This window comes from Butyricimonas faecalis, assembly GCF_003991565.1.
Taxonomy (GTDB): Bacteria; Bacteroidota; Bacteroidia; order Bacteroidales; family Marinifilaceae; genus Butyricimonas; species Butyricimonas faecalis.
In genome coordinates this window covers 1,836,601-1,861,489 of the sequence record NZ_CP032819.1, presented here as the reverse complement: position 1 = coordinate 1,861,489, position 24,889 = coordinate 1,836,601, and the positions used below count along the sequence as shown (strand labels likewise).

18 protein-coding genes are annotated in these 24,889 nt (G+C 42.6%); 13 read left to right on the top strand and 5 right to left on the bottom strand.

Annotated elements, in window-relative coordinates; translation table 11 throughout:
• Positions 1-88 precede the first annotated feature (88 nt).
• The 3 genes from D8S85_RS08285 to rsmA all read right to left on the bottom strand — a co-directional run bounded on the left by D8S85_RS08285 (position 89) and on the right by rsmA (position 3,683).
• On the bottom strand, positions 89-1,396 hold the full coding sequence (locus D8S85_RS08285) for an acetyl-CoA hydrolase/transferase family protein (RefSeq protein WP_106480287.1): 1,308 nt from the start codon (positions 1,394-1,396) through the stop codon (positions 89-91).
• A gap of 138 nt (positions 1,397-1,534) precedes the next feature.
• Entirely contained in the window at positions 1,535-2,902 is a 1,368-nt protein-coding gene (gene mgtE, locus D8S85_RS08280) for a magnesium transporter (RefSeq protein WP_106480286.1), read from the bottom strand.
• A gap of 10 nt (positions 2,903-2,912) precedes the next feature.
• Positions 2,913-3,683: a 16S rRNA (adenine(1518)-N(6)/adenine(1519)-N(6))-dimethyltransferase RsmA gene (gene rsmA / locus D8S85_RS08275; protein ID WP_106480285.1), complete on the bottom strand. Its 771-nt coding sequence runs from the start codon at positions 3,681-3,683 to the stop codon at positions 2,913-2,915.
• Between the two features lie 171 nt (positions 3,684-3,854).
• Here rsmA and D8S85_RS08270 point away from each other — a divergent pair, with 171 nt between their 5' ends.
• The 8 genes from D8S85_RS08270 (at position 3,855) to D8S85_RS08235 (ending at position 17,457) form a co-directional block, all read left to right on the top strand.
• Entirely contained in the window at positions 3,855-4,805 is a 951-nt protein-coding gene (locus D8S85_RS08270) for a lysylphosphatidylglycerol synthase transmembrane domain-containing protein (protein ID WP_240648913.1), read from the top strand.
• Between the two features lie 11 nt (positions 4,806-4,816).
• Positions 4,817-5,443 carry a 16S rRNA (guanine(527)-N(7))-methyltransferase RsmG gene (rsmG, locus tag D8S85_RS08265; protein WP_106625032.1) on the top strand — a complete coding sequence of 209 codons (627 nt, stop codon included), beginning with the start codon at positions 4,817-4,819 and terminating at the stop codon, positions 5,441-5,443.
• 126 nt (positions 5,444-5,569) lie between these two features.
• On the top strand, positions 5,570-7,579 hold the full coding sequence (gene rho / locus D8S85_RS08260; protein ID WP_106480283.1) for a transcription termination factor Rho: 2,010 nt from the start codon (positions 5,570-5,572) through the stop codon (positions 7,577-7,579).
• A 248-nt stretch (positions 7,580-7,827) separates the two neighbouring features.
• Entirely contained in the window at positions 7,828-8,970 is a 1,143-nt protein-coding gene (locus D8S85_RS08255) for an AAA family ATPase (RefSeq protein ID WP_228423351.1), read from the top strand.
• A gap of 56 nt (positions 8,971-9,026) precedes the next feature.
• Positions 9,027-12,563 (top strand): pyruvate:ferredoxin (flavodoxin) oxidoreductase, encoded by a 3,537-nt coding sequence (gene nifJ, locus D8S85_RS08250; RefSeq protein WP_106625031.1) that lies wholly within the window; start codon positions 9,027-9,029, stop codon positions 12,561-12,563.
• A gap of 224 nt (positions 12,564-12,787) precedes the next feature.
• Positions 12,788-14,755, top strand: a complete 1,968-nt coding sequence (locus tag D8S85_RS08245) for an OPT family oligopeptide transporter (protein ID WP_106480281.1) — start codon at positions 12,788-12,790, stop codon at positions 14,753-14,755.
• Between the two features lie 117 nt (positions 14,756-14,872).
• The gene (pepT, locus tag D8S85_RS08240) at positions 14,873-16,090 is read left to right on the top strand and encodes a peptidase T (protein WP_106625030.1); all 1,218 of its coding nucleotides are present in this window, start codon (positions 14,873-14,875) and stop codon (positions 16,088-16,090) included.
• Between the two features lie 368 nt (positions 16,091-16,458).
• On the top strand, positions 16,459-17,457 hold the full coding sequence (locus tag D8S85_RS08235) for an IS110 family RNA-guided transposase (protein ID WP_106625029.1): 999 nt from the start codon (positions 16,459-16,461) through the stop codon (positions 17,455-17,457).
• A 100-nt stretch (positions 17,458-17,557) separates the two neighbouring features.
• On the opposite strand, the gene D8S85_RS08230 is transcribed toward D8S85_RS08235, so the two are convergent.
• Together D8S85_RS08230 and D8S85_RS21475 are read right to left on the bottom strand one after the other, a co-directional pair.
• Positions 17,558-18,154, bottom strand: a complete 597-nt coding sequence (locus D8S85_RS08230; protein ID WP_106480280.1) for a hypothetical protein — start codon at positions 18,152-18,154, stop codon at positions 17,558-17,560.
• Positions 18,151-18,327 carry a hypothetical protein gene (locus D8S85_RS21475; RefSeq protein WP_172726487.1) on the bottom strand — a complete coding sequence of 59 codons (177 nt, stop codon included), beginning with the start codon at positions 18,325-18,327 and terminating at the stop codon, positions 18,151-18,153. The genes D8S85_RS08230 and D8S85_RS21475 overlap by 4 nt, the downstream gene beginning before the upstream one ends.
• 918 nt (positions 18,328-19,245) lie before the next feature.
• On the opposite strand from D8S85_RS21475, the gene D8S85_RS08225 reads away from it, so the two are divergent.
• The 5 genes from D8S85_RS08225 to D8S85_RS08205 all read left to right on the top strand — a co-directional run bounded on the left by D8S85_RS08225 (position 19,246) and on the right by D8S85_RS08205 (position 24,884).
• On the top strand, positions 19,246-20,511 hold the full coding sequence (locus tag D8S85_RS08225) for a DUF3575 domain-containing protein (RefSeq protein ID WP_106480279.1): 1,266 nt from the start codon (positions 19,246-19,248) through the stop codon (positions 20,509-20,511).
• Positions 20,508-21,419 (top strand): DUF5119 domain-containing protein, encoded by a 912-nt coding sequence (locus tag D8S85_RS08220; protein WP_106480278.1) that lies wholly within the window; start codon positions 20,508-20,510, stop codon positions 21,417-21,419. Before D8S85_RS08225 ends, D8S85_RS08220 begins: the two co-directional genes overlap by 4 nt.
• 29 nt (positions 21,420-21,448) lie before the next feature.
• Positions 21,449-22,507, top strand: coding sequence for a fimbrillin family protein (locus tag D8S85_RS08215; RefSeq protein ID WP_317128932.1), 1,059 nt, complete (start codon positions 21,449-21,451; stop codon positions 22,505-22,507).
• 152 nt (positions 22,508-22,659) lie between these two features.
• Positions 22,660-23,805, top strand: a complete 1,146-nt coding sequence (locus tag D8S85_RS08210; RefSeq protein ID WP_205702822.1) for a fimbrillin family protein — start codon at positions 22,660-22,662, stop codon at positions 23,803-23,805.
• Between the two features lie 230 nt (positions 23,806-24,035).
• Entirely contained in the window at positions 24,036-24,884 is an 849-nt protein-coding gene (locus D8S85_RS08205) for an AAA family ATPase (RefSeq protein ID WP_106625028.1), read from the top strand.
• Positions 24,885-24,889: the final 5 nt, after the last annotated feature.

Sequence of the window (24,889 nt, the reverse complement as noted above, 5' to 3'; positions counted from 1 at the left end):
TTTAAGTAAAATATCTCAATGGACCTGTAACGACTATACAAATGTAGTAATAAAAAAAAGAGGAAGCAACTGCTCCCTCTTTTGATCTTTATTTTGAAATGAAGTGGTAGTGACTACCAAATCTTTCGAATGCTGCTTTATCAAGCATTTCACGGTGATCGGGGTGAGCAATGTTGATTAAGGTTTTTGCTCTTTCCTGAAGTGTTTTGCCATAAAGGTCTGCAATACCGAATTCCGTGACAACGTAGTGTACGTCAAAACGAGTGGTAACAACTCCAGCTCCGTTTAATAGGGTCGGGCAGATTTTGCTCACGCCTTTGTTTGTTACTGCCGGTAAGGCGATAATCGGTTTTCCACCTTCGCTGGCTGCTGCACCGCGGATGAAGTCTAATTGACCACCGCTACCGCTGTAAAATTTGATACCTAAAGAGTCGGCGTTTACTTGACCCGTGATATCAACGGAAAGGGCCGAGTTGATAGCCGTCATTTTGGGTTGTTGTGCGATGATAAACGGATCGTTCGTGTAGCCCACGTCCATCATGGCAACTCCTGGGTTATCATCGATGAAGTCATATACTTTTTTAGATCCCATCAAGAATGTGGATACGATCTTACCTTTGTCAAATTTCTTGTTCATGTTGTTGACAACACCTTTTTCATACAAAGGCAATACGCCGTCAGCAAACATTTCCGTGTGAATACCCAAGTTTTTGTGGTTCCCCAGTTGAGAAAGTACAGCATTAGGGATTGCTCCGATTCCCATTTGTAGGGTTGCTCCATCCTCGATCAAGGAGGCTACATTTTTACCGATGGCAATATCTTGTTCTGTTAATGTTGCCGGATGAGCCTCGATAAGCGGGGTGTCATCCTCGCAAAAAATATCGATGTCAGATAATTTGATAATGGCATCTCCCCATGCTCTAGGAACATTCGGGTTGATAACAGCGATAACTGTTTTAGCGTTTTGTACGGCTGCTAACGTGGCATCAACGGAGGTTCCCATAGATACATAACCATGTTTGTCCGGAGGGCAAACTTGAATCATGGCAACATCAACCGGATGAATACCGCTTCTAATCAATTTTTGGGTTTCACTCAAATGAACGGGTACATAATCAGCATACCCTTCTTGAGTTGGTTTTCGTACATTACTACCCACGAAGTAGGACTCCAAGAAGAAGATTCCTTCAAATTCTGCTTCTGCATACGGGGCGCTACCCTCCGTGTGTAAGTGTTGTAATTTCACGTCTTTCAATTCTCCTGCACGTCCTCTGTTGCAAAGAGCTTGAATTAGACCTTGGGGGGCACAAGCCACACTGTGAATGTGAATCCGGTCTCCGGATTTTACAACCTTTACAGCCTCTTCAAATGATACTGTTTTGATTCCTTGATACATAGCAAGTTATTTTGTTTTGATTTCTTATGATTTTATTATTAGCTCATCTCTTAAAAGAGGTGTGCAAGTTAGCAACACTCTTTTAATTAATCAATTTTTTCCGTAATTATTCGCATTCAAATTGTGCCAATAGTCCTGTTACATTAAACAGCCTAGGATAGCTTTGCCCGTGAAAAGATAGATGTTTAGGCCGATGATGTCATTCGTTAAGGTGATAAACGGACCGGTAGCGAGAGCTGGGTCAATTTTTAATTTGTTGAGTAATAGAGGAAATGCAGTCCCGAACAAGGATGCGAACATGATCACGATAAACAAGGAGGTGGTTACCGTGATAGGCATGGCAAGCGATGTCAAGTTGAAACAAAGTGATAAGATAAAAATGATCGAAGAACAGATGCAGGCATTTATGACCGCACATGAAATTTCTTTTGAAATGCTCTGGAATATATTTTTTGACGTTAGCGTGTTAGAGGCAAGTCCTTTCACCACGATAGCAGAAGATTGGATGCCCACGTTTCCCCCCATGGCGGTGATAACAGGAATGAACATGGCCGTTGCAGGAAATAGAGCGATGTCCGCCTCGTAGAAAGAAATCATATAAGCCGCGAGCATTCCACCGAATAAACCGATGATTAACCACGGAAGGCGTGCCTTTGTTTGATCCCAGATCGTGTCAGATGATTCCACGTCTTGCGAGATACCGGACATCATCTGGTAGTCTTTTTCGGCTTCTTCCCGGATCACGTCAACCACGTCGTCGATAGTGATTCGTCCGACAAGCCGTCCGATGGAGTCAACCACGGGGATGGCAACCAAGTCGTACTTCTGCATGATGCGTCCCACGGATTCTGCTGGTTCGTCCGTGGTCACGTAGGTTACGTCCGGGTTGTATATGCTTTGTATTTTGGTGGATGTGGGGGAAAGAATCATCTTTTTCAATGAAAGTCTTCCTTTCAAGATGTTGTCGTCATCAACAACATAGATGTAGAATATTTCATCTAGGTTCTCTGCTTGTCGGCTAAGTTCACGGAGGCAGGTGAGGACGGTCCAATTCTCGTTGACTTTCACCAACTCTTTACCCATAAGTCCTCCGGCGGTATCTTCATCGTAATGCAACAGATCGACGATGTCTCCCGCTTGTTCGAGGTCTTCCATGTGTGAAAGGACTTCCTGCTGCTGTTCGTTAGGCATACTACCCACGAGGTCGGCAGCATCGTCCGTGTCCATGTTGTTCACGAAACGTTTGGCGATAACTTCCGGGGGAAATGAATCGATAAATCGTTGTCTTTCGTCTTCTTCGATTTCAGCTAGAACGTCTCCTGCTTTCTCTTCATCTAGTAGCAGAAATAGGAACTGGGCTTCTTTGGTGTCCAATTCATTCATGATTTCGGCAATATCTGCCGGATGAAGAGGTTCTACCAGTTTGGCTACATCCTCTTTGTTATTAGCTTTAATCAGTCCCTCAATTTGGGAAACTAATTCTTCTGAGAGTTCAAACTGTTGCATAGTTCATCAATTACTTGTTGGCCTGCCCAATTTCTTTACATAGTGTAATGAAATCTTCTACACTCAATTGTTCCGGACGCAAAGATAATGTTTCTGAGGCAAAATCCGGAGGAATAATTGATTTTAAAGAGTTTCGTAGGGTTTTTCGTCGTTGATTGAAGCCCGATTTTACAATATTGAAAAAAAGCTTTTCATCACAATCGAGTTTTTCCCTTTTATTCCGGGTGAGTCGGATGACTGCGGATTTTACTTTTGGTGGCGGGTCGAAAACTTGTTCGCCCACGGTGAAAAGATACTCGATGTCGTAGTATGTTTGCAGGAAGACACTTAGAATACCATACGTTTTACTCCCATGAGGGGCACTGATGCGCTCGGCAACTTCTTTTTGTATCATGCAGACAACTTGGGGAATCAGATCCCGGTTTTCCAAAATACGGAAAAAGATTTGCGACGAGATGTTATAAGGAAGATTTCCGATAATCGAGAAAGGTTCGGTATAAAAATTTCGAATATCCGATTTAAGAAAATCCCCGTATATAATTTGCTCTTTGTGTTCAGGTAGTTCTGCGTGCAGATACTCGATGGATTCCTGGTCGATGTCAATGGCAAGCACGGAAAACCTGGTGTCTCTTAATAAATGGCGTGTCAGTACACCCATGCCCGGTCCGATTTCCAGTACTCCTTTGGTAACAGGTAATAAACTCGCCGTGATTTTGCAGGCGATGTTTTGATCTTTCAAGAAATGTTGCCCCAGATGTTTTTTTGCTCGAACGATACTCATAGTATGAATTCAGGGTGTTATGGGTTAAACTTCCAATTATTTATTTACTTTTGCAACCGACTTACAAAATAATGCTTTTATTTTGATTTGTGAAAATTATTAGAGTGTCAATCTTGACGAATTTTGTGGATGAAGCCATTTTATAAACAGGTTATAAAGTTTTTTGCTTTTTTGCTGGTAACAATTTTTTTGTTCTGGCTGGTATATCGGGATCAGAATTTCGATGACTTGATGAAGGTTTTGTGTGATGATGTCGACTACACATGGATATGGGTAGCGATAGTTTTCGGCTTACTTAGCCACGTGAGTCGCTCTCTGCGTTGGCAGATGTTGACGAAATCTATGGGGTACCGGATCTCTTTCATGAATAGTTTTATGGGGGTGATGATTGGTTATTTTGCTAATATGGCGATTCCCCGAATGGGAGAGTTTACCCGTTGTGGTGTGGTGAGTAAATATGAAAACGTGCCCTTCTCGAAGTTATTGGGGACAGTCGTTACCGAGCGGGTATTTGACATGATCATGTTGCTGTTGCTTACCTTGATTGTTGTTGTCTCACAATTTAAACAGGTGGGAATATTCCTAGATAGTAACGAAGAGATTAAACAGAAATTATACACGATGGTTCATTCTTCTTGGACTTACGTGGCGTTGGGGGTGCTGATCGTGGGAATAATGGGATTTTTTTGGTTTGTGCGGAAAAGTGTTTTCTTCACCCGGTTACATCGTTTCTTGTCGGGAATGAAAGAGGGGTTGTTAACCGTAAAGAACGTGGAGCGTAAATGGCTATTTATCGGACATACGGTATTTATATGGCTGATGTATTTTCTGATGCTATACGTTTGTTTTTTCTGCTTTCAGTTTACTTCACACTTGGGTCCGATGGTTGGGTTAACCGTCTTTGTCCTTTCTAGTTACGGGATGGTGGCTCCGGTGCAGGGAGGGGTGGGAGCATGGCATTTTATGGTGGTGGCCGCTCTGATGATTTATTTACCGCATACGGAGGAGATTGCCAGCCTGTCGAAGACGTTTGCTTTATTGACACACGGCACGATGACGTTGTTGTATATTGTGGTCGGTGTGTTGTGTTTGTTATTTTTGCCAATATATAATCGGAAGTGAATCTCATGTTTATGGATATTGTTGAAAAATATTTTACGGGGTTAAGTGATAAGCAAGTAGAACAGTTCCGACAATTGGAGGGACTTTACCGGGAGTGGAATGAAAAGATTAATGTGATTTCGAGGAAGGATATAGATGCGTTGAGTGTGCACCACGTTTTACATTCGTTGGCGATAGCAAAGGTGATTTCTTTCAAAGGGGGAACTAAAGTGTTGGATGTCGGTACTGGCGGAGGTTTTCCGGGTATCCCGTTAGCGATTATGTTTCCGGAGGTTGATTTTTTTCTGGTGGATTCTATCGGGAAGAAGATTAAGGTGGTGGAAGGTGTTGCTGGAGCTTTGGGATTGAAAAATGTAACGGCAAGACAAGTGAGGGTAGAGACGATGAAAGAAAAATTTGATTTTATCGTGAGTCGTGCGGTGACGGCTTTCCCTGCTTTTGTCTCCTTGACAAGGAATCGTATACGTGAAAGTAGTTTCAATGATTTGGCTAATGGAATCCTGTATCTGAAGGGGGGAGATTTTGAGGAAGAGATAAAGGATTTCAGAAATAGAGTTTCTATTTACAACATTCCTGATTTTTTCGAAGAAGAGTTTTTTGAAACGAAAAAATTAATTTACATGAAAAATTTGAAATAATTTTCTACTAACGATTTGGGAATAAGAAGAATTCTTCTTAAATTTGTCGCAGTTTACATTTCCACCTGGTTCATGCCGGGTGATTTTACTTACGTAATGAGAATTATCCAAATATAACGTGACTATATGTACGATATTTTAGAACTGAATGAAAAGTTACTTTCAGATTTGCGCCAAATTGCAAAAGAACTGAATGTTAAAAGGGTTGAATCCTTTAAAAAGAAAGAATTAATATACAAGATTTTAGATCAGCAAGCCATGATTGCTACCGAGGAGACGACTCCCGTTGAACCGAAGGAGAAGAAACCTCGCGTGAGAGTGATGAGAGGTGGTGCTGAAAAAGTAGGAGATTCGAAAGGTGGATTAGCCAAGTTTAATCGGAATAAAGACAAGACGACTGACGCCAAACAGGAGAATGTCCCAAATGAGACCGTTAAAGAAACTCCCGAAAAGAAAGATGCAGAATTGCCTGTAAATGAACTACAGCCAATCAATGTTGTACATAGTGATATTTTGGATAAGGATCTAGTTCTCAGTCGTACGGAAAACGGTATTGTCGTGGAGAAAAAAAGCGAGGTCGTTTCTGAATCCCGGGAGTCAGAGGTTCAAAATGAAGCTTCTGAAAGGCCTAAGTACGAGCAAACCGGACAAAAACAAGAACGCAAATTCTTTGATAAGCGTGGCCGGAAACCCTTAGCTTCGAAGGTTGTTAAAAGTGAAGAGGTAAGAGAGAACGTAAAAGAGGAAAAAGTAGCTGAAGAGGCTAATAAAGAAGAACAACCGGTAGAGAAAACAAACCGTCCTAAATTTGTAAAGCGAAATAGACGTGTTGAAAGAGACGAGGAAACGATCCGTCAAGATGTAGAAGAGGAAGCTTTCGAAGATGTAGAGGGTGAAGTCGTTGCTAAGGACGAGATTGAAAATGATAATTATGAAAACGTACCTTCTGAGTTGGAAGAAAGAAGAGAGAGTCCTAATAAGATGCGTTTTGATAAACGTGATAAATATTACGAGTTCGAAGGAATTATTTTAAACTCGGGTGTGTTGGAAATCATGCCTGACGGATATGGATTCTTGCGATCTTCTGATTATAATTACTTGAATTCTCCGGATGATATTTACGTGTCTCAAAGTCAGATCAAGTTATTCGGATTGTCAACGGGTGACACGGTAGAAGGAACCGTACGTCCACCGAAAGAAGGAGAGAAATATTTCCCGTTGATTAAGGTTTCTAAGATTAATGGGAAGTCACCGGAAGCGGTGCGTGACCGTATCCCATTTGATCATCTGACCCCACTTTTCCCGAATGAGAAGTTCAATCTTACCGGGAATGGACGGGCTACCATTTCTACCCGGGTGGTGGATATGTTTGCCCCGATCGGTAAAGGACAGCGGGGTTTGATCGTGGCACAACCGAAAACGGGTAAAACCATGTTGCTGAAAGAAATTGCTAATGCTATTTCAGCTAATCATCCTGAGGTTTACCTGATTATTCTGTTGATTGACGAGCGTCCGGAAGAGGTGACCGATATGGCTCGTAGTGTGAATGCAGAGGTGATTGCTTCTACTTTCGATGAGCCGGCAGAGCGTCACGTGAAGGTGGCTAATATCGTGCTGGAAAAAGCTAAACGTATGGTAGAGTGTGGGCACGACGTGGTGATCCTGTTGGATTCAATCACTCGTTTGGCACGTGCTTATAATACGGTATCACCTGCATCGGGAAAAGTACTTTCGGGTGGTGTGGATGCAAATGCATTGCACAAGCCGAAACGATTCTTTGGAGCAGCCCGTAATATCGAAAACGGTGGTTCATTGACGATACTGGCAACAGCTTTGACGGAAACCGGGTCAAAGATGGACGATGTGATTTTCGAGGAATTCAAGGGAACTGGAAATATGGAATTGCAATTGGATCGCAAATTATCCAATCGTCGTATTTATCCGGCTGTGGATATTACGGCTTCAAGTACGCGTCGTGACGACCTGTTGTTAGAGGACTACACCTTGAATCGTATTTGGATCTTGCGTAACTATTTGACGGACATGAATTCCGTGGAGGCAATGCAGTTCGTGAAAGATCGGTTGGAAAAGACAAAATCTAACGAGGAATTCCTGATCTCGATGAATGATAAATAATATTGTATGCTTTTATATGGAAAAGCGGGTTCCAAGTGGGCCCGTTTTTTTGTATCTCCAATATAGAATCATTTTAAGTACGTGCTTATATCGCAATGGTGTAGCGGGTTATATGTAAATGCAAGTTTATTGGTAGGTATGAAATGTATGTTTTGCAACATGTGGATTACAAAACGATGCTTTTTTTATTACCTTTGCATTGCAAAGAATAAAAAATGGAGAGTTTACGTAACACACATAAAATCTTGATGAAAGAAAGGATGTCGGCCATCCGTCGCGGTTTATTGGATACGATAGATTCTCGTGCCCGGTTGATCGCGATAAAAGGAAGTCGTGGTGTGGGGAAGACAAATTTTCTGCTCGACTTTTGTAAGGATCATTATAAGGATGATCCCTCTTGTCTTTACGTGAACATCAATAACTTGTTCTTTGCGATGGAAGGATTGTTTAATTTCGTGGAACGTTTCTACAAGTTGGGAGGGAAAGTCTTGTTGTTGGATCAGATACATAAGTATCCAAACTGGGATCGGGAATTACGGGATGCCTACGATCGTTTTCCGGATCTGCAAATCGTTTTCACGGCATCTTCTATTTTGCGGGTCAAATCAAACAAATATCTACATGGGATCGTGGAGATGTATAATTTGAGTGGCTTGTCATTCCGGGAGTTTCTGGAGTTAGAAACAGGGTATAAATTCCCTGTTTATTCTTTCGAGGAGATCGTCGAACATCACGAGGAGATCGTGAATGATATCCTCGAAAAAGTACGTCCATTAGCTTTTTTCAATAACTATTTAAAATATGGTTATTATCCCATATATTTAGAGGAAAAATCGCATATCGATTATTTATTGAAAAATATCAATTTAACATTGGAGTTTGATATCCCGTACAATAATCAAATCGAACTGAAATACTTGACGAAACTAAAGCAATTACTTTTTATCGTGGCAAACGGTAATAGTAATATTAATATCAGTAAGTTGAGTGCACAGATCGGTGTGTCCCGGGCAACGGTGTTGAACTACCTGCATTACATGAAGAATGCCAGGTTGTTGACGTTGTTGTTTGACCGGGAGAGTGATGACGAGAACGGGTTAAAACCGAATCAAGTGTTTTTGCATAATCCGAATTTGTTGAATGCCGTCTGTTTGGATCAGACGGATTCTCTAATGGTTCGAAAAACATTTTTAATAAGTCAGTTATGTGCCGTGGCGAAATTGAATTTTTCGGGGAATGAAGATTTGTTCGTGAACCAGAAATACGAGGTTTCCGTGCGGCAACAAGGAGATAAAGGGCGAGTCCGGGATTCGGTAATTCTGATGACCGACATGATCGAACGAGGTAAAAAGAATGTTATACCCTTGTGGCTTGCCGGTTTTGTGTATTGAAAGAAATAAAAATCTTAAATAGAGTGATCAACTATTGTTAGTTAATGTTTAAAAAAATGGCAAAAGAAAAGAAATTTATCACATGTGATGGTAACGCGGCTGCTGCTCATGTAGCTTATATGTTCAGCGAGGTTTCGTGTATCTATCCTATTACTCCGTCATCTCCGATGGCAGAGTATGTAGACGAATGGGCTGCTAAAGGTAGAAAGAACCTGTTCGGGGAGACTGTAAAAGTGATGGAAATGCAATCAGAAGCAGGTGCTGCTGGAGCCGTTCACGGTTCTTTGCAAGCTGGTGCGTTAACCACGACTTACACGGCTTCTCAGGGATTATTATTAATGATTCCTAATATGTATAAGATTGCAGGTGAATTACTTCCTTGCGTTTTCCATGTGAGTGCTCGTGCTTTGGCTGCTCATGCACTTTCTATTTTCGGTGATCATGCAGACGTTTACGCTGCTCGCCAAACCGGTTTCGCCATGTTGGCTTCCGGTTCAGTGCAAGAAGTGATGGACCTTTCTGCCGTATCGCATTTGACCGCTATTAAGTCAAGAGTTCCTTTCGTTAATTTCTTTGATGGTTTCCGTACCTCTCACGAGATTCAGAAAATCGAAGAGTTAGACATGGAGGACGTTCGCGGATTGGTTGATATGAAAGCTTTGCAGGAATTCCGTGATCGGGCTCAAACTTCTGAGAACCCTGTAACAAAGGGAACTGCACAGAATCCGGACGTCTATTTCCAAGGTAGAGAGGCTGCCAATAAATTCTATGATGCAGTACCTGATATCGTGGCTGACTATATGGATGAAATGTCCAAGATTACAGGTCGTACTTATCGTCCGTTCGTATATTACGGAGCTAAAGATGCTGAGAATATCATCATTGCTATGGGGTCCGTGACCGAGACTATTCGTGAGGTGATCGATTATAAACTTGCTCAGGGAGAAAAAGTGGGTATGATCGCCGTTCATTTGTATCGTCCGTTCTCTGCTAAATATTTCATGGAAGCAGTTCCTGCTACCGTAAAACGTATTGCCGTTCTTGACCGTACGAAAGAGCCGGGAGCAACCGGAGATCCGTTGTACCTTGACGTGAAAGACGTGTTCTACGGACAAAAGAATGCCCCGATGATCGTTGGCGGACGTTACGGATTAGGTTCTAAGGACGTAACCCCGGGACAAATCATTGCTGTTTACAAGAATTTGGCTATGAACGAGCCGAAAAACCAATTTACTATTGGTATCGTGGATGATGTGACATTCCGTTCTCTTCCTGTTGAACCGGAGGTGAAAGTGAATTCCGATCACATGTACGAGGCTAAGTTCTATGGTTTAGGTTCTGATGGTACAGTCGGTGCCAATAAAAACTCTATCAAGATTATCGGTGGAGCAACCAATAAATATTGTCAAGCTTATTTCGCTTATGACTCAAAGAAATCAGGAGGTTTCACGGCTTCTCACCTTCGCTTCGGGGATGATCCTATCCGTTCAACCTATTTGGTAACCACTCCTGACTTCGTGGCTTGTCATGTGCCTGCATACATTCACATGTATGACGTGTTGAAAGGTTTGAAAAAAGGTGGTTCTTTCTTGTTAAATTCTCTTTGGGATGAGAAAGAGATTGGAGAACACCTTCCGAATGCCATGAAACGCTATTTGGCTGAAAACGAAATTAATTTCTATATTATCAACGGAACGAAGATCGGTCAGCAATTAGGTTTGGGTAACCGTACGAACACGATCATGCAGTCTGCTTTCTTCAAAATCACGAACGTGATTCCTTACGATTTGGCTGTTAGCGAAATGAAAAAAGCTATCGACAAGTCATACGGAAAGAAAGGTGAGGCTGTTGTGAAAATGAACTATGCTGCTGTTGATGCCGGTGGTTTGGCTGAAAACGTGGTGAAAGTTTCTGTTCCTGCCGAGTGGAAAAATCTGAAAGATGAAAATTGTACTTGTGATGAAAACCGTCCGGAATTTATCCGTAACGTGGTTGATGTGATGAATGCCCAGAAAGGGGATGATCTTCCTGTTAGTGCATTTACGGGACGTGAAGACGGAACTTTCCCTGCCGGAACTTCTAGATTCGAGAAACGCGGAATTGCGATCAGTGTTCCGGAATGGCAAGTGAATAACTGTATTCAATGTAATCAATGTGCTTACATTTGTCCTCACGCAGCTATTCGTCCGTTCTTGATTTCTGATGAAGAATTAGCTGCTGCTCCTGCGGGAACGGAGGCTAAACCAGCTATCGGTAAGGAACTTGCAGGATTGAAATTCAAGATTCAGGTATCTCCGTTGGATTGTACGGGATGTGGTAACTGTGTTGATGTTTGTCCGGCTAAGGAAAAAGCATTGATCATGAAACCGCTTGAATCACAAGAAGCTGAAATCGCTCGTTTCGAATACATGGATCAAAAGGTGGGCTACAAGAAAGTAGTTGAGCCGAATAACGTGAAAAATTCTCAGTTCCAACAACCTTTGTTCGAGTTCTCCGGAGCTTGTGCCGGTTGTGGTGAGACACCGTATATCAAGTTAATTACTCAATTATTCGGAGAGAGAATGATGGTGGCAAATGCTACCGGATGTACCTCAATTTATGGAGGTTCTGCTCCTTCAACTCCGTATTGCAAGAATTATCAGTCAGGACGCGGTGTGGCTTGGGCTAACTCGTTGTTCGAGGACAACGCCGAGTATGGTCTTGGAATGGCAGAAGGTAATAACCGTTTGCGTGATCGTGCTAAGAGATTATTGGAAGAGAACTTATCAAGCTTCTCTGCTGATACTCAGGCTGCCGTTAACGAATGGCTTGCTGCTTTCGAGGATGGAGAGAAAACGTTAGTCGCTAGCGATAACATGTCTGCTGCTTTGGCTAAAGAAAATTCAGCTATCGCTAAAGAAATATTGGAACTGAAGGCTTACTTCACGAAGAAATCTCAATGGATCTTCGGTGGAGACGGATGGGCTTATGACATCGGTTACGGTGGTTTGGATCACGTGTTAGCAAGCGGTCATAACGTGAACGTGTTGGTAGTTGATACCGAGGTTTATTCAAATACCGGAGGTCAATCTTCCAAATCAACTCCTGTTGGTGCCGTGGCTAAGTTTGCTGCTAGCGGTAAACGTGTTCGCAAAAAAGATTTGGGTGCAATGGCAATGTCATACGGTTATGTATATGTAGCACAAGTCGCCATGGGATCCAACCAGGCTCAATACCTGAAAGCGTTGAAAGAGGCTGAAGCTTACGACGGACCTTCATTGATCATCGCTTACGCTCCGTGTATTAACCACGGTCTGAAAGCAAGCATGGGTAAATCTCAAGCTGAAGAGAAGAAGGCTGTTGAATGTGGATACTGGCAATTATACCGTTATAACCCGGCATTGGAAGAAGAGGGTAAAAACCCGTTCCAATTGGATTCTAAAGAACCGGATTATAGCAAATTCCGTGACTACCTGATGGGTGAAGTGCGTTTCAACTCCTTGTTGAAAGCTGCTCCGGAGGAAGCTGAAAAATTGTTTGCCAAGACTCAGTCAGACGCTAAATGGCGTTATGAAGGTTACAAACGTCGTGCAGAAATGAAATACGGCGAGTAATACTCCATATTAGTAATAGAAAAGATCGCTCGGAATTATTTCCGGGCGATTTTTTTATGCGGGTACCTTTGTTAATCTATAAATGTAACTCTTTTCTATTATTCGTCTCCTCGTTTTAATCTATTTTGGAAAATGAAACAAAATATGTTGGTTATCCCATTTTTTCACTAAAATCGTTATCTTTGAGGTGCTGTTAAAAATAAATCACTTACTATAAAGAAACAATGGAGCAAGAGAACAAACAAATGAATTCACTCCCGGATAACGCGTACCGGGAACTCGCCCCGGGCGAGGAGTACAAGCCGATGATGCCGGCAAATGCAAAACCCAAGGAAGTTACGCCTTATTCCGTGACATTCGGTATTATCATGGCGGTCATTTTTTCCGCGGCAGCAGCTTATCTTGGACTGAAAGTGGGCCAAGTATTCGAGGCTGCAATTCCTATCGCTATTATTGCTGTTGGTGTGGGCAATATGTTGGGAAAGAAAAATATGTTGGGACAAAACGTGATTATCCAATCTATCGGGGCTAGTTCCGGTGTGATCGTGGCCGGGGCAATCTTTACGCTTCCGGCTCTTTACATTTTAGGACTGGAGGCTCAATTTTACCAGATATTCCTTTCTTCTCTATTCGGAGGTTTTTTGGGTATCTTGTTATTGATTCCTTTCCGGAAATATTTCGTGAAAGACATGCACGGAAAATATCCATTCCCGGAGGCAACGGCAACCACGGAAGTACTGGTTTCCGGAGAAAAGAAAGGTAATCAGGCTAAACTACTGGCAGTAAGTGGTCTGATCGGAGGTCTGTATGATTTCTGCGTGAGCACTTTCGGTTGGTGGGCAGAAGGAATCTCTACCCGTATCATGGGATGGGGAGAAGTACTTGCTGACAAAATGAAAGTGGTGTTTAAAGTGAACACGGGGGCGGCTGTACTCGGATTGGGATATATTATCGGCTTGAAATACGCGGCGATTATTTGTGCCGGTTCTTTCACCGTCTGGTTCGTGCTGATCCCTTTTATCAGCCATTTTGCTGATGGACAGACATTGGCTGTCGGAGAGGGAATTACGGTATTGTTGCGGGATATGACCCCAGAACAGATATTCTCAAATTATGCCCGCCATATCGGTATCGGTGGTATTGCGATGGCTGGTGTGATCGGTATTATCCGTTCTTCTAGTATTATCAAACAAGCTTTAGGCTTGGCCGTTAGTGAATTAGGAGGTAAGAAAAAAGGGAATAGCGTGGTGGAGCGTACACAGCGTGATATCTCCATGAAATTCATCCTTTCCGGGATTATCTCCGTGTTGATCGCAACGTTTGTGTTCTTCCAATTTGGCGTGTTGGGTAATTTGACTCACACGATCATCGCTACTTTGATTGTATTCGTTATCTCCTTCTTGTTTACGACCGTGGCGGCAAACGCTATTGCTATCGTGGGTTCGAATCCGGTATCCGGAATGACATTGATGACATTGATTTTGAGTTCATTGGTATTGGTTAGTGCCGGGTTGAGCGGAACAAGCGGAATGATGGCTGCCATGATTATCGGTGGTGTTGTTTGTACCGCGTTGTCTATGGCTGGAGGTTTCATTACCGACTTGAAAATCGGTTACTGGTTGGGTACAACTCCTGCCAGACAGGAAGGATGGAAATTCTTGGGAACGGCCGTTTCTGCTGCCACGATTGCCGGTGTTATGATGGTGTTGAACCAGACTTACGGCTTCGTGGGTGAGAATGCATTGGTAGCCCCGCAAGCAAACGCGATGGCTGCCGTGATCAAACCTTTGATGGAAGGAGGGGCAACTCCTTGGTTACTATACTTTGCCGGAGCGGCATTGGCATTAATCCTGACGATGATCGGAGTTCCTGCGTTGGCTTTTGCCTTGGGAATGTTTATCCCGTTGGATTTAAATACCCCGTTATTGATAGGTGGTTTGATTAGCTGGTACGTGGGTACTCGTAGTAAAGACGAAAATGTGAACAAAGCTCGCCGTGAACGCGGTACGTTAATCGCTTCCGGATTTATTGCCGGTGGTGCGTTAATGGGTGTGGTTAGTGCCATCTTAAAATATTGTGGTGCTGACTGGTTTATCAGTTGGAGTGGTGCCGAAGTGTTGGCTGTCGTGATGTATATACTGATTATCCTTTATTTCATCTACGATTCGATGAAAGCTAAACTGGCAGATTAATTTTAAATTTTAGATTGTAAATTTTAAATTGAACAATGCAATTGAAATTTGCAATCTAAAATGATGATTAGGCCGTTTTAATTTAAAATCTAAAATTTAAAATCTAAAATAGAAATGGTGGATTTAAAAGATCGTTTTTTGAAATACGTGAGTTTCGACACGCAGAGTGACGAAACGAGCGAGACTTTCCCTTCTACCGAAAAGCAAAAAGTGTTGCTGAAATACTTGGTAGAAGAAATGAAATCTCTTGGATTAACCGAGGTGGAGATGGACGAGCATAGCTATGCCATGGGTACGATTCCTGCTACTCCGGGATACGAGAATCGCCCGGTGATTGGTTTTATTTCTCACGTGGACACGAGCCCGGATATGAGTGGTGTGAATGTCAAACCGCAGATTATCGAGAATTACGACGGAAAAGATATCCGTTTGAACGAGAATTTGATGATGACGGTAAAGGATTTTCCGGAATTGTCTGCATTCAAGGGACACACGTTGATTACGACCGACGGGACAACGTTATTGGGAGCTGACGATAAGGCGGGTGTTGCCGAGATCATGACGGCTGCCGAGTATCTGATGACACATCCCGAAATCAAACATGGGAAAATCCGTATCGGTTTCACGCCGGACGAGGAAGTGGGCCGGGGAGTCGACTATTTCAACGTGGAGAGATTCGGTGCGAAATTCGCTTACACCATTGATGGTGGTTTCGAGGGAGAGTTGGAGTACGAGAACTTCAATGCTGCCAGTGCCAGGGTTGCGATTCAAGGACGAAACGTGCACCCGGGTTATGCCAAAGATAAAATGATTAATGCGTTGCAGGTTGCTGCCGAGGTGAATAGCCTGTTGCCGGCATGGGAACGTCCGGAACACACCGATGGATACGAGGGCTTCTATCATTTGGTAGGATTGAACGGTTCCGTGGAGAATGCAGAAATCAGTTATATCATTCGTGATCATATCCGGGAGAAATTTGAAGCTAAAAAGCAATTCATGACCCAAGTGGTGGAACTTTTAACCCGGAAATATGGCGAAGGAGTGTTAACGTTGACCTTGAAGGATCAATATTACAATATGCGTGAGATGGTTGAACCGCATCCGGAAGTGATCGACAAGGCATTCAAGGCGATGGAACAGGCCGGGGTAACCCCGATTGTCCGTCCTATCCGCGGGGGTACCGACGGGGCTCGTCTTTCATACATGGGATTGCCTTGCCCGAATTTATTCACCGGGGGGATGAACTTCCACGGTAAGTTCGAATATTGTTCTTTGGACACGATGAGACGTGCACAACAGACGATTTTGAACTTGATTCAGCTTTGGGCAGAATAAGGGTGAAATGTGAGAGTTCGGAAACGAGCCTTATCTTGTATCAACAAACTACCCCCTCCGATACCCTTTTACACAGGAGTGCGTACCGCTTGGTAATCAACCCTCCCCCTGTGTAACCTTAGCTTTGTATCATGAAAAGTAAATGGAATAAAAAAGTAATATTTATATTTGTAAAGTATGAACTAATTTGAAAGAAAGGAAACCGAGGTGTGAACCGTGAGCTGTGTTTGAAAACAGCTTCATCCCCCTATTTGGACACCTTGGCTTTCTTGAACGGGGACCTGTATAAGAAATTAACTTTCTTGTTGTTAAGGTTTTTAGGTGACGTTCAATATCCTTTCCCTCTTCAAATTGCTAAACACAAAGATATGGAAAACTTTTATTTTATCGGGGTAGACGTTAGTAAAAAGAAACTTGATTTTTGCGTGTTGCTAAACGGCACGATAGTTCTTGAAGAAGTAGTAAACAATAACATCCCGTCGATACGTCGTTTCCTGGAAACGTTCTTGGTTGATTTTAAAACCTCGATCGATAACCTGCTAGTCTGTGCCGAGCACACGGGGCAGTACACCTTCCCCCTGTCAATCGCTTGCCAGTCTCTCTCTTGTGGTTTATGGCTTGAAAATCCAGCGCAGATCAAGTATTCTTCGGGCTTCTCACGTGGGAAGAATGACAAGGTCGATGCTCACCGAATCGCTCGCTACGCCTCTCGTTTCAGTGACAACGCTCGTTATTACCAGCGTCCTCGGGAAGAGATCGAGCGCCTCAAGCAGTTAAGGAACGAGCAAGACCTTTACAAGTCGGACTTGGCCAAGTACAAGGGGCAACTCTCCGACCAACGAGAGTTCATGCTTGATCGAGTCTATCAAGAGAAGGCTCAAAGACTGGAACGGTTGATAGAAGAGCTGGAAAAATTGATCAAAGATATCGATCTACTCGTCGAGACAATTATCCGTTCCTGCCGTGTTCTCTGGCGTCAGCGGGAGTTGTTGCTATCAGTCGAGGGGGTTGGGCCGAGTGTCGCCCTTTGCTTGATCATCGAGACAGAAGCGTTCACGCGCTTCGATGATCCCCGCAAGTTCGCCTGTCATGCCGGGGTAGCACCTTTCCGTTACACCTCGGGAAGCAGTCAACATTCCAGGAACAAGGTATCCCAGCGGGCGAACAAGCAAATCAAGACGTTGTTACACATGGCTGCCTTGTCGATCACGGGAAGGAAGTCTGGTGAGTTAAAGGCGTATTACGAGAGAAAGGTTAAGGAAGGAAAGAACAAGATGACGGTCATTAACGCGATCAGGGCAAAGCTGATCGCGAGAATGTTTGCTGTCATCAAAAAAGATCAATTTTATACCCCTGTTTATTCATGAAATATTTGCATAAATCATAAGAATAGGGGGAGTTGGAGGGGGTAGTTGTTTAAGAATAGACCTGGTAGGCAGTCTCTTTTTATTTTTTAGGGTTAGTATTTTACCGATTGTTTAGGAAGTCTCCTAATTTTCGGTATAACACGATGAATTCTTTGAATGATAAATCCCGAGATTTCATTTCATTCACGTCAATTTCATACGTAATTTTCGCTTTGTAGAAATCTCCCTGTTTGATGTATTTCGTCACGCAAGGTGTTGTCTCAAATAAGGATAAACGATTATCTTTTTGGATTTCAAAGTTAATCCCTCCAAGGGTTTCCGGTGGATAATCATTTGTATCCCATGTTATCTTTTTATTCCCATCTTCTTCATATTTTTCTAGGAACTTCAGCATCATGTTTGCCGCTCTTTTCATTTGCTTTGCGGACATGCAATCCATATCAATATCAAAGGAATCAAGGGAATATTCCACGGAGAAATCTTCTTCTCCTGATTCTAACGAGATAGTTTTGATAATATCAATGCAATATTCATCGGAACTTTTTGTTTTGTATTTGAAGGGGGCTTTTTCTCTTTGGATGAATGTTCCGATCGTTTCGTGTAGATCCGTTAATTGTTGGATGCTAACACCGTAGATCTCAGTTTTACCAATAGTCATACGATAAGTTTCATTGGAATTTGTTTCTGTCTTTTTCATGGGCATATGGGGTTTGTGGGTTGTTCTGCTTGTTGGGTAGCAGAATCTAGCAGAAATAAGAAATGTGCTTGTTCGAGATAATACTGCTTGAGTTTTTCACCTTTTCGATGGTCGTCAATTTGTCCAGCACCTGTGAAATTTGTAACAGGAATGCTGTTTTCATCTTTGGTCATGATGTTAATGTATTAAATTGGCAGGAGAATGAATAGAAACGGTTCCCGCCTGTCCCGTCGCTCAACACCCGAAGGCATGTGAGGTGCATTAACACTCTCTACGGGGGTACGGGAACCGCCGTATGGAAATAACAAGCATAAAAAATGCCTGTTATATTGTAGCAGGACTCCCTGCCTTCGGTATGTTGAGCACATCAAATGTACAACATTTTTTATAGAGTCCCAATTTAAACTCCGTAAATGTAAGATTCGAAGATTCAACTCCCCAATTCAACTCGTCATATCAAGAATAGGGAAAATCTTTTTTAGGGAGTATTGAATGTATATCGTATCTGTTTAGATTGTAGTAAGCTTGTGTTAAGCGAATGGATAAATAACAAATCATGACTACTAGTGGATCATTTCCGGATATAAAGTTTGTAGTATGCTTATAAATCCCTATTAGAACGCTATTCCGTATAGCGTTTTAATAGCGTTCTAATAGCGTTCTAATAGCGTTTTACACGGTAGTGATTCGGATGTAATCATGTATTTATTTTCATTTGGTGTATAAAATCGGATTCAGTACCGGATTATTTCCCCACGATAGCCTTTTCTAATTCTTATGTGCTTTGAATTTATACTAAAATAGCATTAAATAGTATTATTGAGACAAAACCTCTAATAGCCATTTGTTTCGTTTGCTGTTTTGAAAAGAAAGTTCTTAATGTAATAGTTATCAACAATATATAATTGTTAATTTAATTTTTCCTAACGTTTTAAGAGAGTGTGTGGTTGATTTTGTTGGTAATCAAATGTTTATGTATGCATCTATGATGAATATAAATTTTGTCTATATGCCAATAGATATTTTCGAATCGTTTCGTTGTTATTTTGTTCGAAATAATTATATTTTTGCAACGAAAATGGTAAAAGGTGATGATCATATTGGCGAGTGTTAATAATATTTCAAGAAAACTTCTTCTTTTCTTTTTGTTGTTTTTGGGTATTACTTCTGTTTTTGCCCAAGAGCTACAAGATTCCGTATCTATTTATTTTCATCAAGGAAAAACAAATATCGATCTTCATTTTCGCCAAAATGGACAAGTGTTGAACCACATTCGTACGAACCGACCGGATTCATCTTTCGTTATCCGTAAAATTCTGATTATCGGAGGAGCCTCTCCGGAAGGAAGCATTCCACTAAACCGATGGTTATCAGAACAACGAGCAGAGAATTTATTCGCTTACATCAAGCGTTACCATGCATTCCCTGACTCGCTAAAGCGATTCGTGTTTCTTGGTCGCGACTGGAAAGGATTGCTTCAATTGACGGAGAACGATGCCCGGATGCCCTATCGTCAAGAAACGTTGGATGTACTACGAGAGATTGTTGCAGAAACGGGCAACGGGGCTGATGGTGCTCTCAAAATCACGGAATTGCAACAACTTCATGGTGGTGTTCCTTATAATTACATGTATCGGGAGTTTTTCCCCGACTTGCGTAATTCCAGAATATACGTATGGTACGAATTTGTCGGTAAGTCGCACTCCGCGAATGCTCCTATGCGTGGCTTGAGCAATGAAATTCTTCCTGTTCGTATGCTTGATACTACACATTTGAAAACACGGAGTTTACCGGCTATCAGTGCTTCTCGCAAACCGATATTTTTGGGTATAAAGACCAATGTGCTTTATGACTTGCTGTTGATTCCCAATATTGGCGTGGAGGTTTACCTCGGGAGAAATTGGTCCGCAAGTGCCAACTGGATGTACGCGTGGTGGAAAAGCGATCGAAGACACAATTACTGGCGCACGTATGGCGGGGATGTCGAAATACGCCGTTGGTTTGGCAAGCGGGCGGAAGAGAAGCCGTTAACCGGACATCACGCGGGTGTATACGGGCAAATCGTCACGTACGATTTCGAATTAGGCGGTCGAGGTTACTTGGGAGACAAATGGAGCTATGGGGCCGGCATTTCCTACGGGTACGCTCTACCAGTTGCACGTCGCTTGAATTTAGACTTCACTCTTGCCGTCGGGTATTTACGAGGAAAGTACAAGGAGTATTTGCCCATTGACGATCATTATGTGTGGCAAAGTACACGCATGAGGAATTGGGTGGGGCCTACCAAATTGGAGGTCTCTTTGGTATGGCTGATCGGGCGAGGAAATTTTAATGCGAGGAAAGGAGGTCGGTCATGAAACTGATTCGATGGACATTCCTTTGCGTCTTGTTATTCATCGCTTGTGAGCACAAGGAGTTGTGTTATTCACACCCTCACTTTGTTTCCGTGCGAGTGACGTTTGATTGGAGTCAAATATATAACCACGAAAAGCCATCCGGCATGAGGGTTATATTTTTCCCGAAAGATGAAAAGGGGGAGAGTTGGACATTTGATTTTCCCGATGGTAAAGATCGGGTGATCGAGATACCGGAAAACGATTATCAGGTTGTATCCTTTAACTATGATACGGAAGGCATCGCGTGGTGGAATAGTGAACGGTTTGCCGATTTTACGGCCGGAACCCGGGAGGCTTCTTCGCCGGAAGGTGTCTTGATGTACACCACCCCGTCCTGGTTGTGTGGGGATGACCTTTCCGATGTTCGATTAAAAGGAATTCCGGCAGGGACAGAAGTTTCTGTTCCGATTGTGCCGAAGAATCGGGTGTGTCGATATACCTACGAGGTAAACGGTATCCGCAATTTGTCACGGGTGACAGACGTTCGGGCTAGCCTATCGAATATGGCAAGTTCGCTGCTCATGGCAGGAGATCGCTTGCCGGAGGAGCTTTCGGAAAGTTTACTTTTCGGGGGAACGTTATCCGATAAGCAGGTGAAAGGGGGATTCTATACGTTCGGATATTGCCAAGAAGGCTCACAACCGAATGTGTTTAAATTGTACCTTAAGAATCGAAACGGGGGTATGTATGTGTTGGAACAAGATGTTTCACAACAGATTCGCGGCGTTCCGGTCTCGGGCCATCTGGCAGATGTACATCTCGTGATTCATTTGGATTATGACATTCCGGATAATCCTGGTGAAAGTGGCGCAGGCTTTGAGGTGGATGTTGATGATTGGTGTGATGTGAATGAAGATATAAAATTGTAAACAAATATTTGAGTTTTTTTATTCGTGCTATGAACAAAATGAGTGTGACATGGGTAGCGATCTTTGGGGTATTATTGGCAGGATGCTCCGATATGGAGATTGCGAATGTGGAAACTTCTTCTCGGAATGTAATAAGTTTTAATGTTTTGAGTAATGCGGTAGAGACAAGGGTTACTCCTATCAATTCATCTAATTTGAAGAGTGAGGACTTTAGCGTTTTCTGTTATACTACGAACGGTGTGCCTTTTATCGGATGCGTTGATGTGAACTATAATCATCATGGCGTGAGGATAAAGTGGTATGACAAGCTAAACAAATGGTATTATTCTAACTTGAGCGAAGTTCACTATTGGCCTGTGGATGTGTTGAATTTCTACGCGATATATCCGGGAACTACAATCGGACGGTCGGATGAGCATTATGAATGGGAATTTACAAATAAATTCCAAGGAGTTCACTACAAATGTCTGGATGAATTTAATACCGACTTGCCGGATGATAATATACAGGTGAAGCATAAGAACCACGATGTGATGTATGGTATCGCTAGGGAACAGGTGTATAGTACGAATAACGGCGTGGTGAAGTTTCATTTCAAGCACATCCTTTCGCAAATCGTTTTCAAGGCGAAAAAGAATTTGGAATCCATGACGGTAACCATAAAAGACATAAAATTGCACAACATCAAGCAAGGCGGAACTTTCACCTATCCTGATGTTCAATATACGAAGGCTGATGTAGAGACGAGTAGAGATTGCTGGTCGAAGGTCGATGAAGCCGATACATATTCCCCTTATATCATAAAAGATGGGAATATAAGTGTCGGGACTGACGATACGGATATTACTGTAAGTGGAGATTCTCCTTCGCTTGTTGTACCGCAGGGCGTGACAGCATGGGTTGTTTCGGGCGACGACAAGAAAAACATAGCAGGGGCCGATGAAGTCGGACAGAGTTATTTGTCGGTTACATGTATCCTTAAGCAAAACGGACAGGATTTAACAACAACGGATGACGCTGGTTACTCAACATCTATATACCGTTCAGCGCAGACTGGATGCCGGGTAAACGCTATGTTTATACGTTGATATTTGGAGGTGGTTATGACTCCGACGGAAAAGCTATTCTTACCCCGATCAATTTTGATGCAGCGGTGGAAAACTGGAAAGATGGAGATCATGACATCAACTGCTAAAAGACTGAAATAATTATATTTTTATTTTTTTAATTTATTCTTTTTATGAAACAAACATTTTTAATGCTAGCAGCAATCTCTGGAGCATTGCTGACTGGTTGTTCAAACGAAGAAATCGCAAGCGTGGATAACCTTTCACAAAATGCAATTGGTTTTCACGTTGTAGGGAATGCTGCAGAAACTAGGGCGACGCCTATTACACCGAATAATTTGACGACGACGGATTTTGATGTGTTCGCATATACGGCAGATGGAACGGCCTTTATGGGAAAGGTTGATACTGAGTTTGCTCATGACGGTGTAAAAATTGTGTATAAAGGTGGCAAGTGGGATTATGATGATCCTGAAGAAATTCATTATTGGCCTACCGAGGCTTTGGATTTTTATGCTATTAGCCCTGCAAGTCTTGTAGGTAGCGATCCAGCACATCATTATGTATGGAATTTCAATCATGACAGTCAGAAAATTTATTATAATTGTTTGGATGAATATAATCCAACAGTTACAGACCCAAATATACATGCCAATCACGATGTTATGTATGGCATAGCCAAGAATCAGACGAAGACTGCGAATGGAAAAGTGAAATTTACGTTCAGGCATATCCTTTCACAAGTAGTTTTCAAGGCAAAAACGGAACTTGCTACAATGAATGTTGTCATAAGTGACATAAAGATTAAAAATGCCAAGATGAGCGGATATTTTACTTTGCCAAATACTGGCATAGCTCCGACATCTGCCAATTGGGAGGTAGTTGGTGTTGGAAATATTAAGCTGGGTACTTATGCTCCTACCGTAGTAGGAAATGCTGCAATCGAAGTGAACAGCAATACAAATGCAACGGATATTTCCAGCGATCATCCATTATTGACGATTCCGCAGACATTGACAGCATGGGGTGTTAAGGATGGTACGAAAACTAAAGAAAATGCTGATGATGCTGGGCAGTCTTATTTGGAGATTTCTTGTAAAATCCAGCAGTCGGGAGTTTATTTGTGTGGTTCAGCAAATGCATACGGAACAATTTATGTTCCATTCGGAGCTTCATGGGAACCGGGTAAACGTTATATCTATACGTTGATTTTTGGGGGCGGTTACGATGCTGAAGGGGATGAGATCTTGAAACCAATTGAGTTTGATGCGGAAACAACAGATTGGGTTGATGATCCTAACAATGTGATTGAGTTGTAACCTGTAAGAAGAGGCTATGTGAAAACTTATTTTTCACATAGCCTCCTCTTTTTGAATATCTACTTCCCGTTAATCCGTTTGTTTTTATTCTATCTTGTTCTATTGAGGTGGCTGTTTCGGGAGAGGTGTGCATTTCGGGACTGAATATTTCTATAAACAAATTCATGTTTTATGAGATTTTCAATGAAAGATGTGTAACTTTAGCCATAAATTCGTTAGACAAGAATAATATGACAAATCGTGTGTATGTAGCTGGGCAGGCTACTCTTTTTCCTTTTACCCCGCCGAAACATTCGGATAGTTTGTGTATTCCCGTTCAGACGTGGGAATTTTTATGTCACACGCTCTATTTGAAGCGGTATCCTTTTTTGCTCGGCCCGAAAGGGTGTGGGAAGTCTTCTATTGCCAAGGAGTTGGCAGATGCCATGGGGATGGAGTATTTCGCTTTTGATATGGGACAGGCTTTTAAGCCGAAAAAGATGTTCGTGGGAGGATTGATTATCGGGGATGACGGGAAGACGAAAGCGGTGCATTCGGAGTTTTTCAAGGCTTTTGTGTCGACTAAGCCTACGTTAATATTTCTGGATGAGTTGACGCGTACACCGATGGTGGCCGCCAATTTCCTGATGACTATTTTGGATCGTCAACAATCGTATATTTATGACGAGGATTCCGGAAAACGCTATAATAAAGGCGAGAATGTGCTTTTCGTGGCAGCAGGTAACGTGGGATTCGCTTATGTTTCCACGCAGCGTTTGGATACGGCTTTTGAAGATCGGTTTATCAAAGTTCGGTTGAATTACTTGACCACGGCGGAAGAGGCTGCACTGATTCGGGCTCGTTTTCCGAAAGTGCCTCGCGATGTGGCTACTCAATTAGCGAAGGTGGCTGAGGTGTTACGTTTGGCCGAGCAAAAAGAAACGTTATCCGTTTCCCTTTCGACTCGTCAGGTGTTGGATGCGGCGGCTTATATTCCGTTAGGGTATCGGTTGGATGAGGTGATCGAGCGAGTGATCCTCACGAACTACGTGATTACGGGGGAAGAGACGGTAGCTCGTTCCTTAATACAAACTCTTTGAACGGG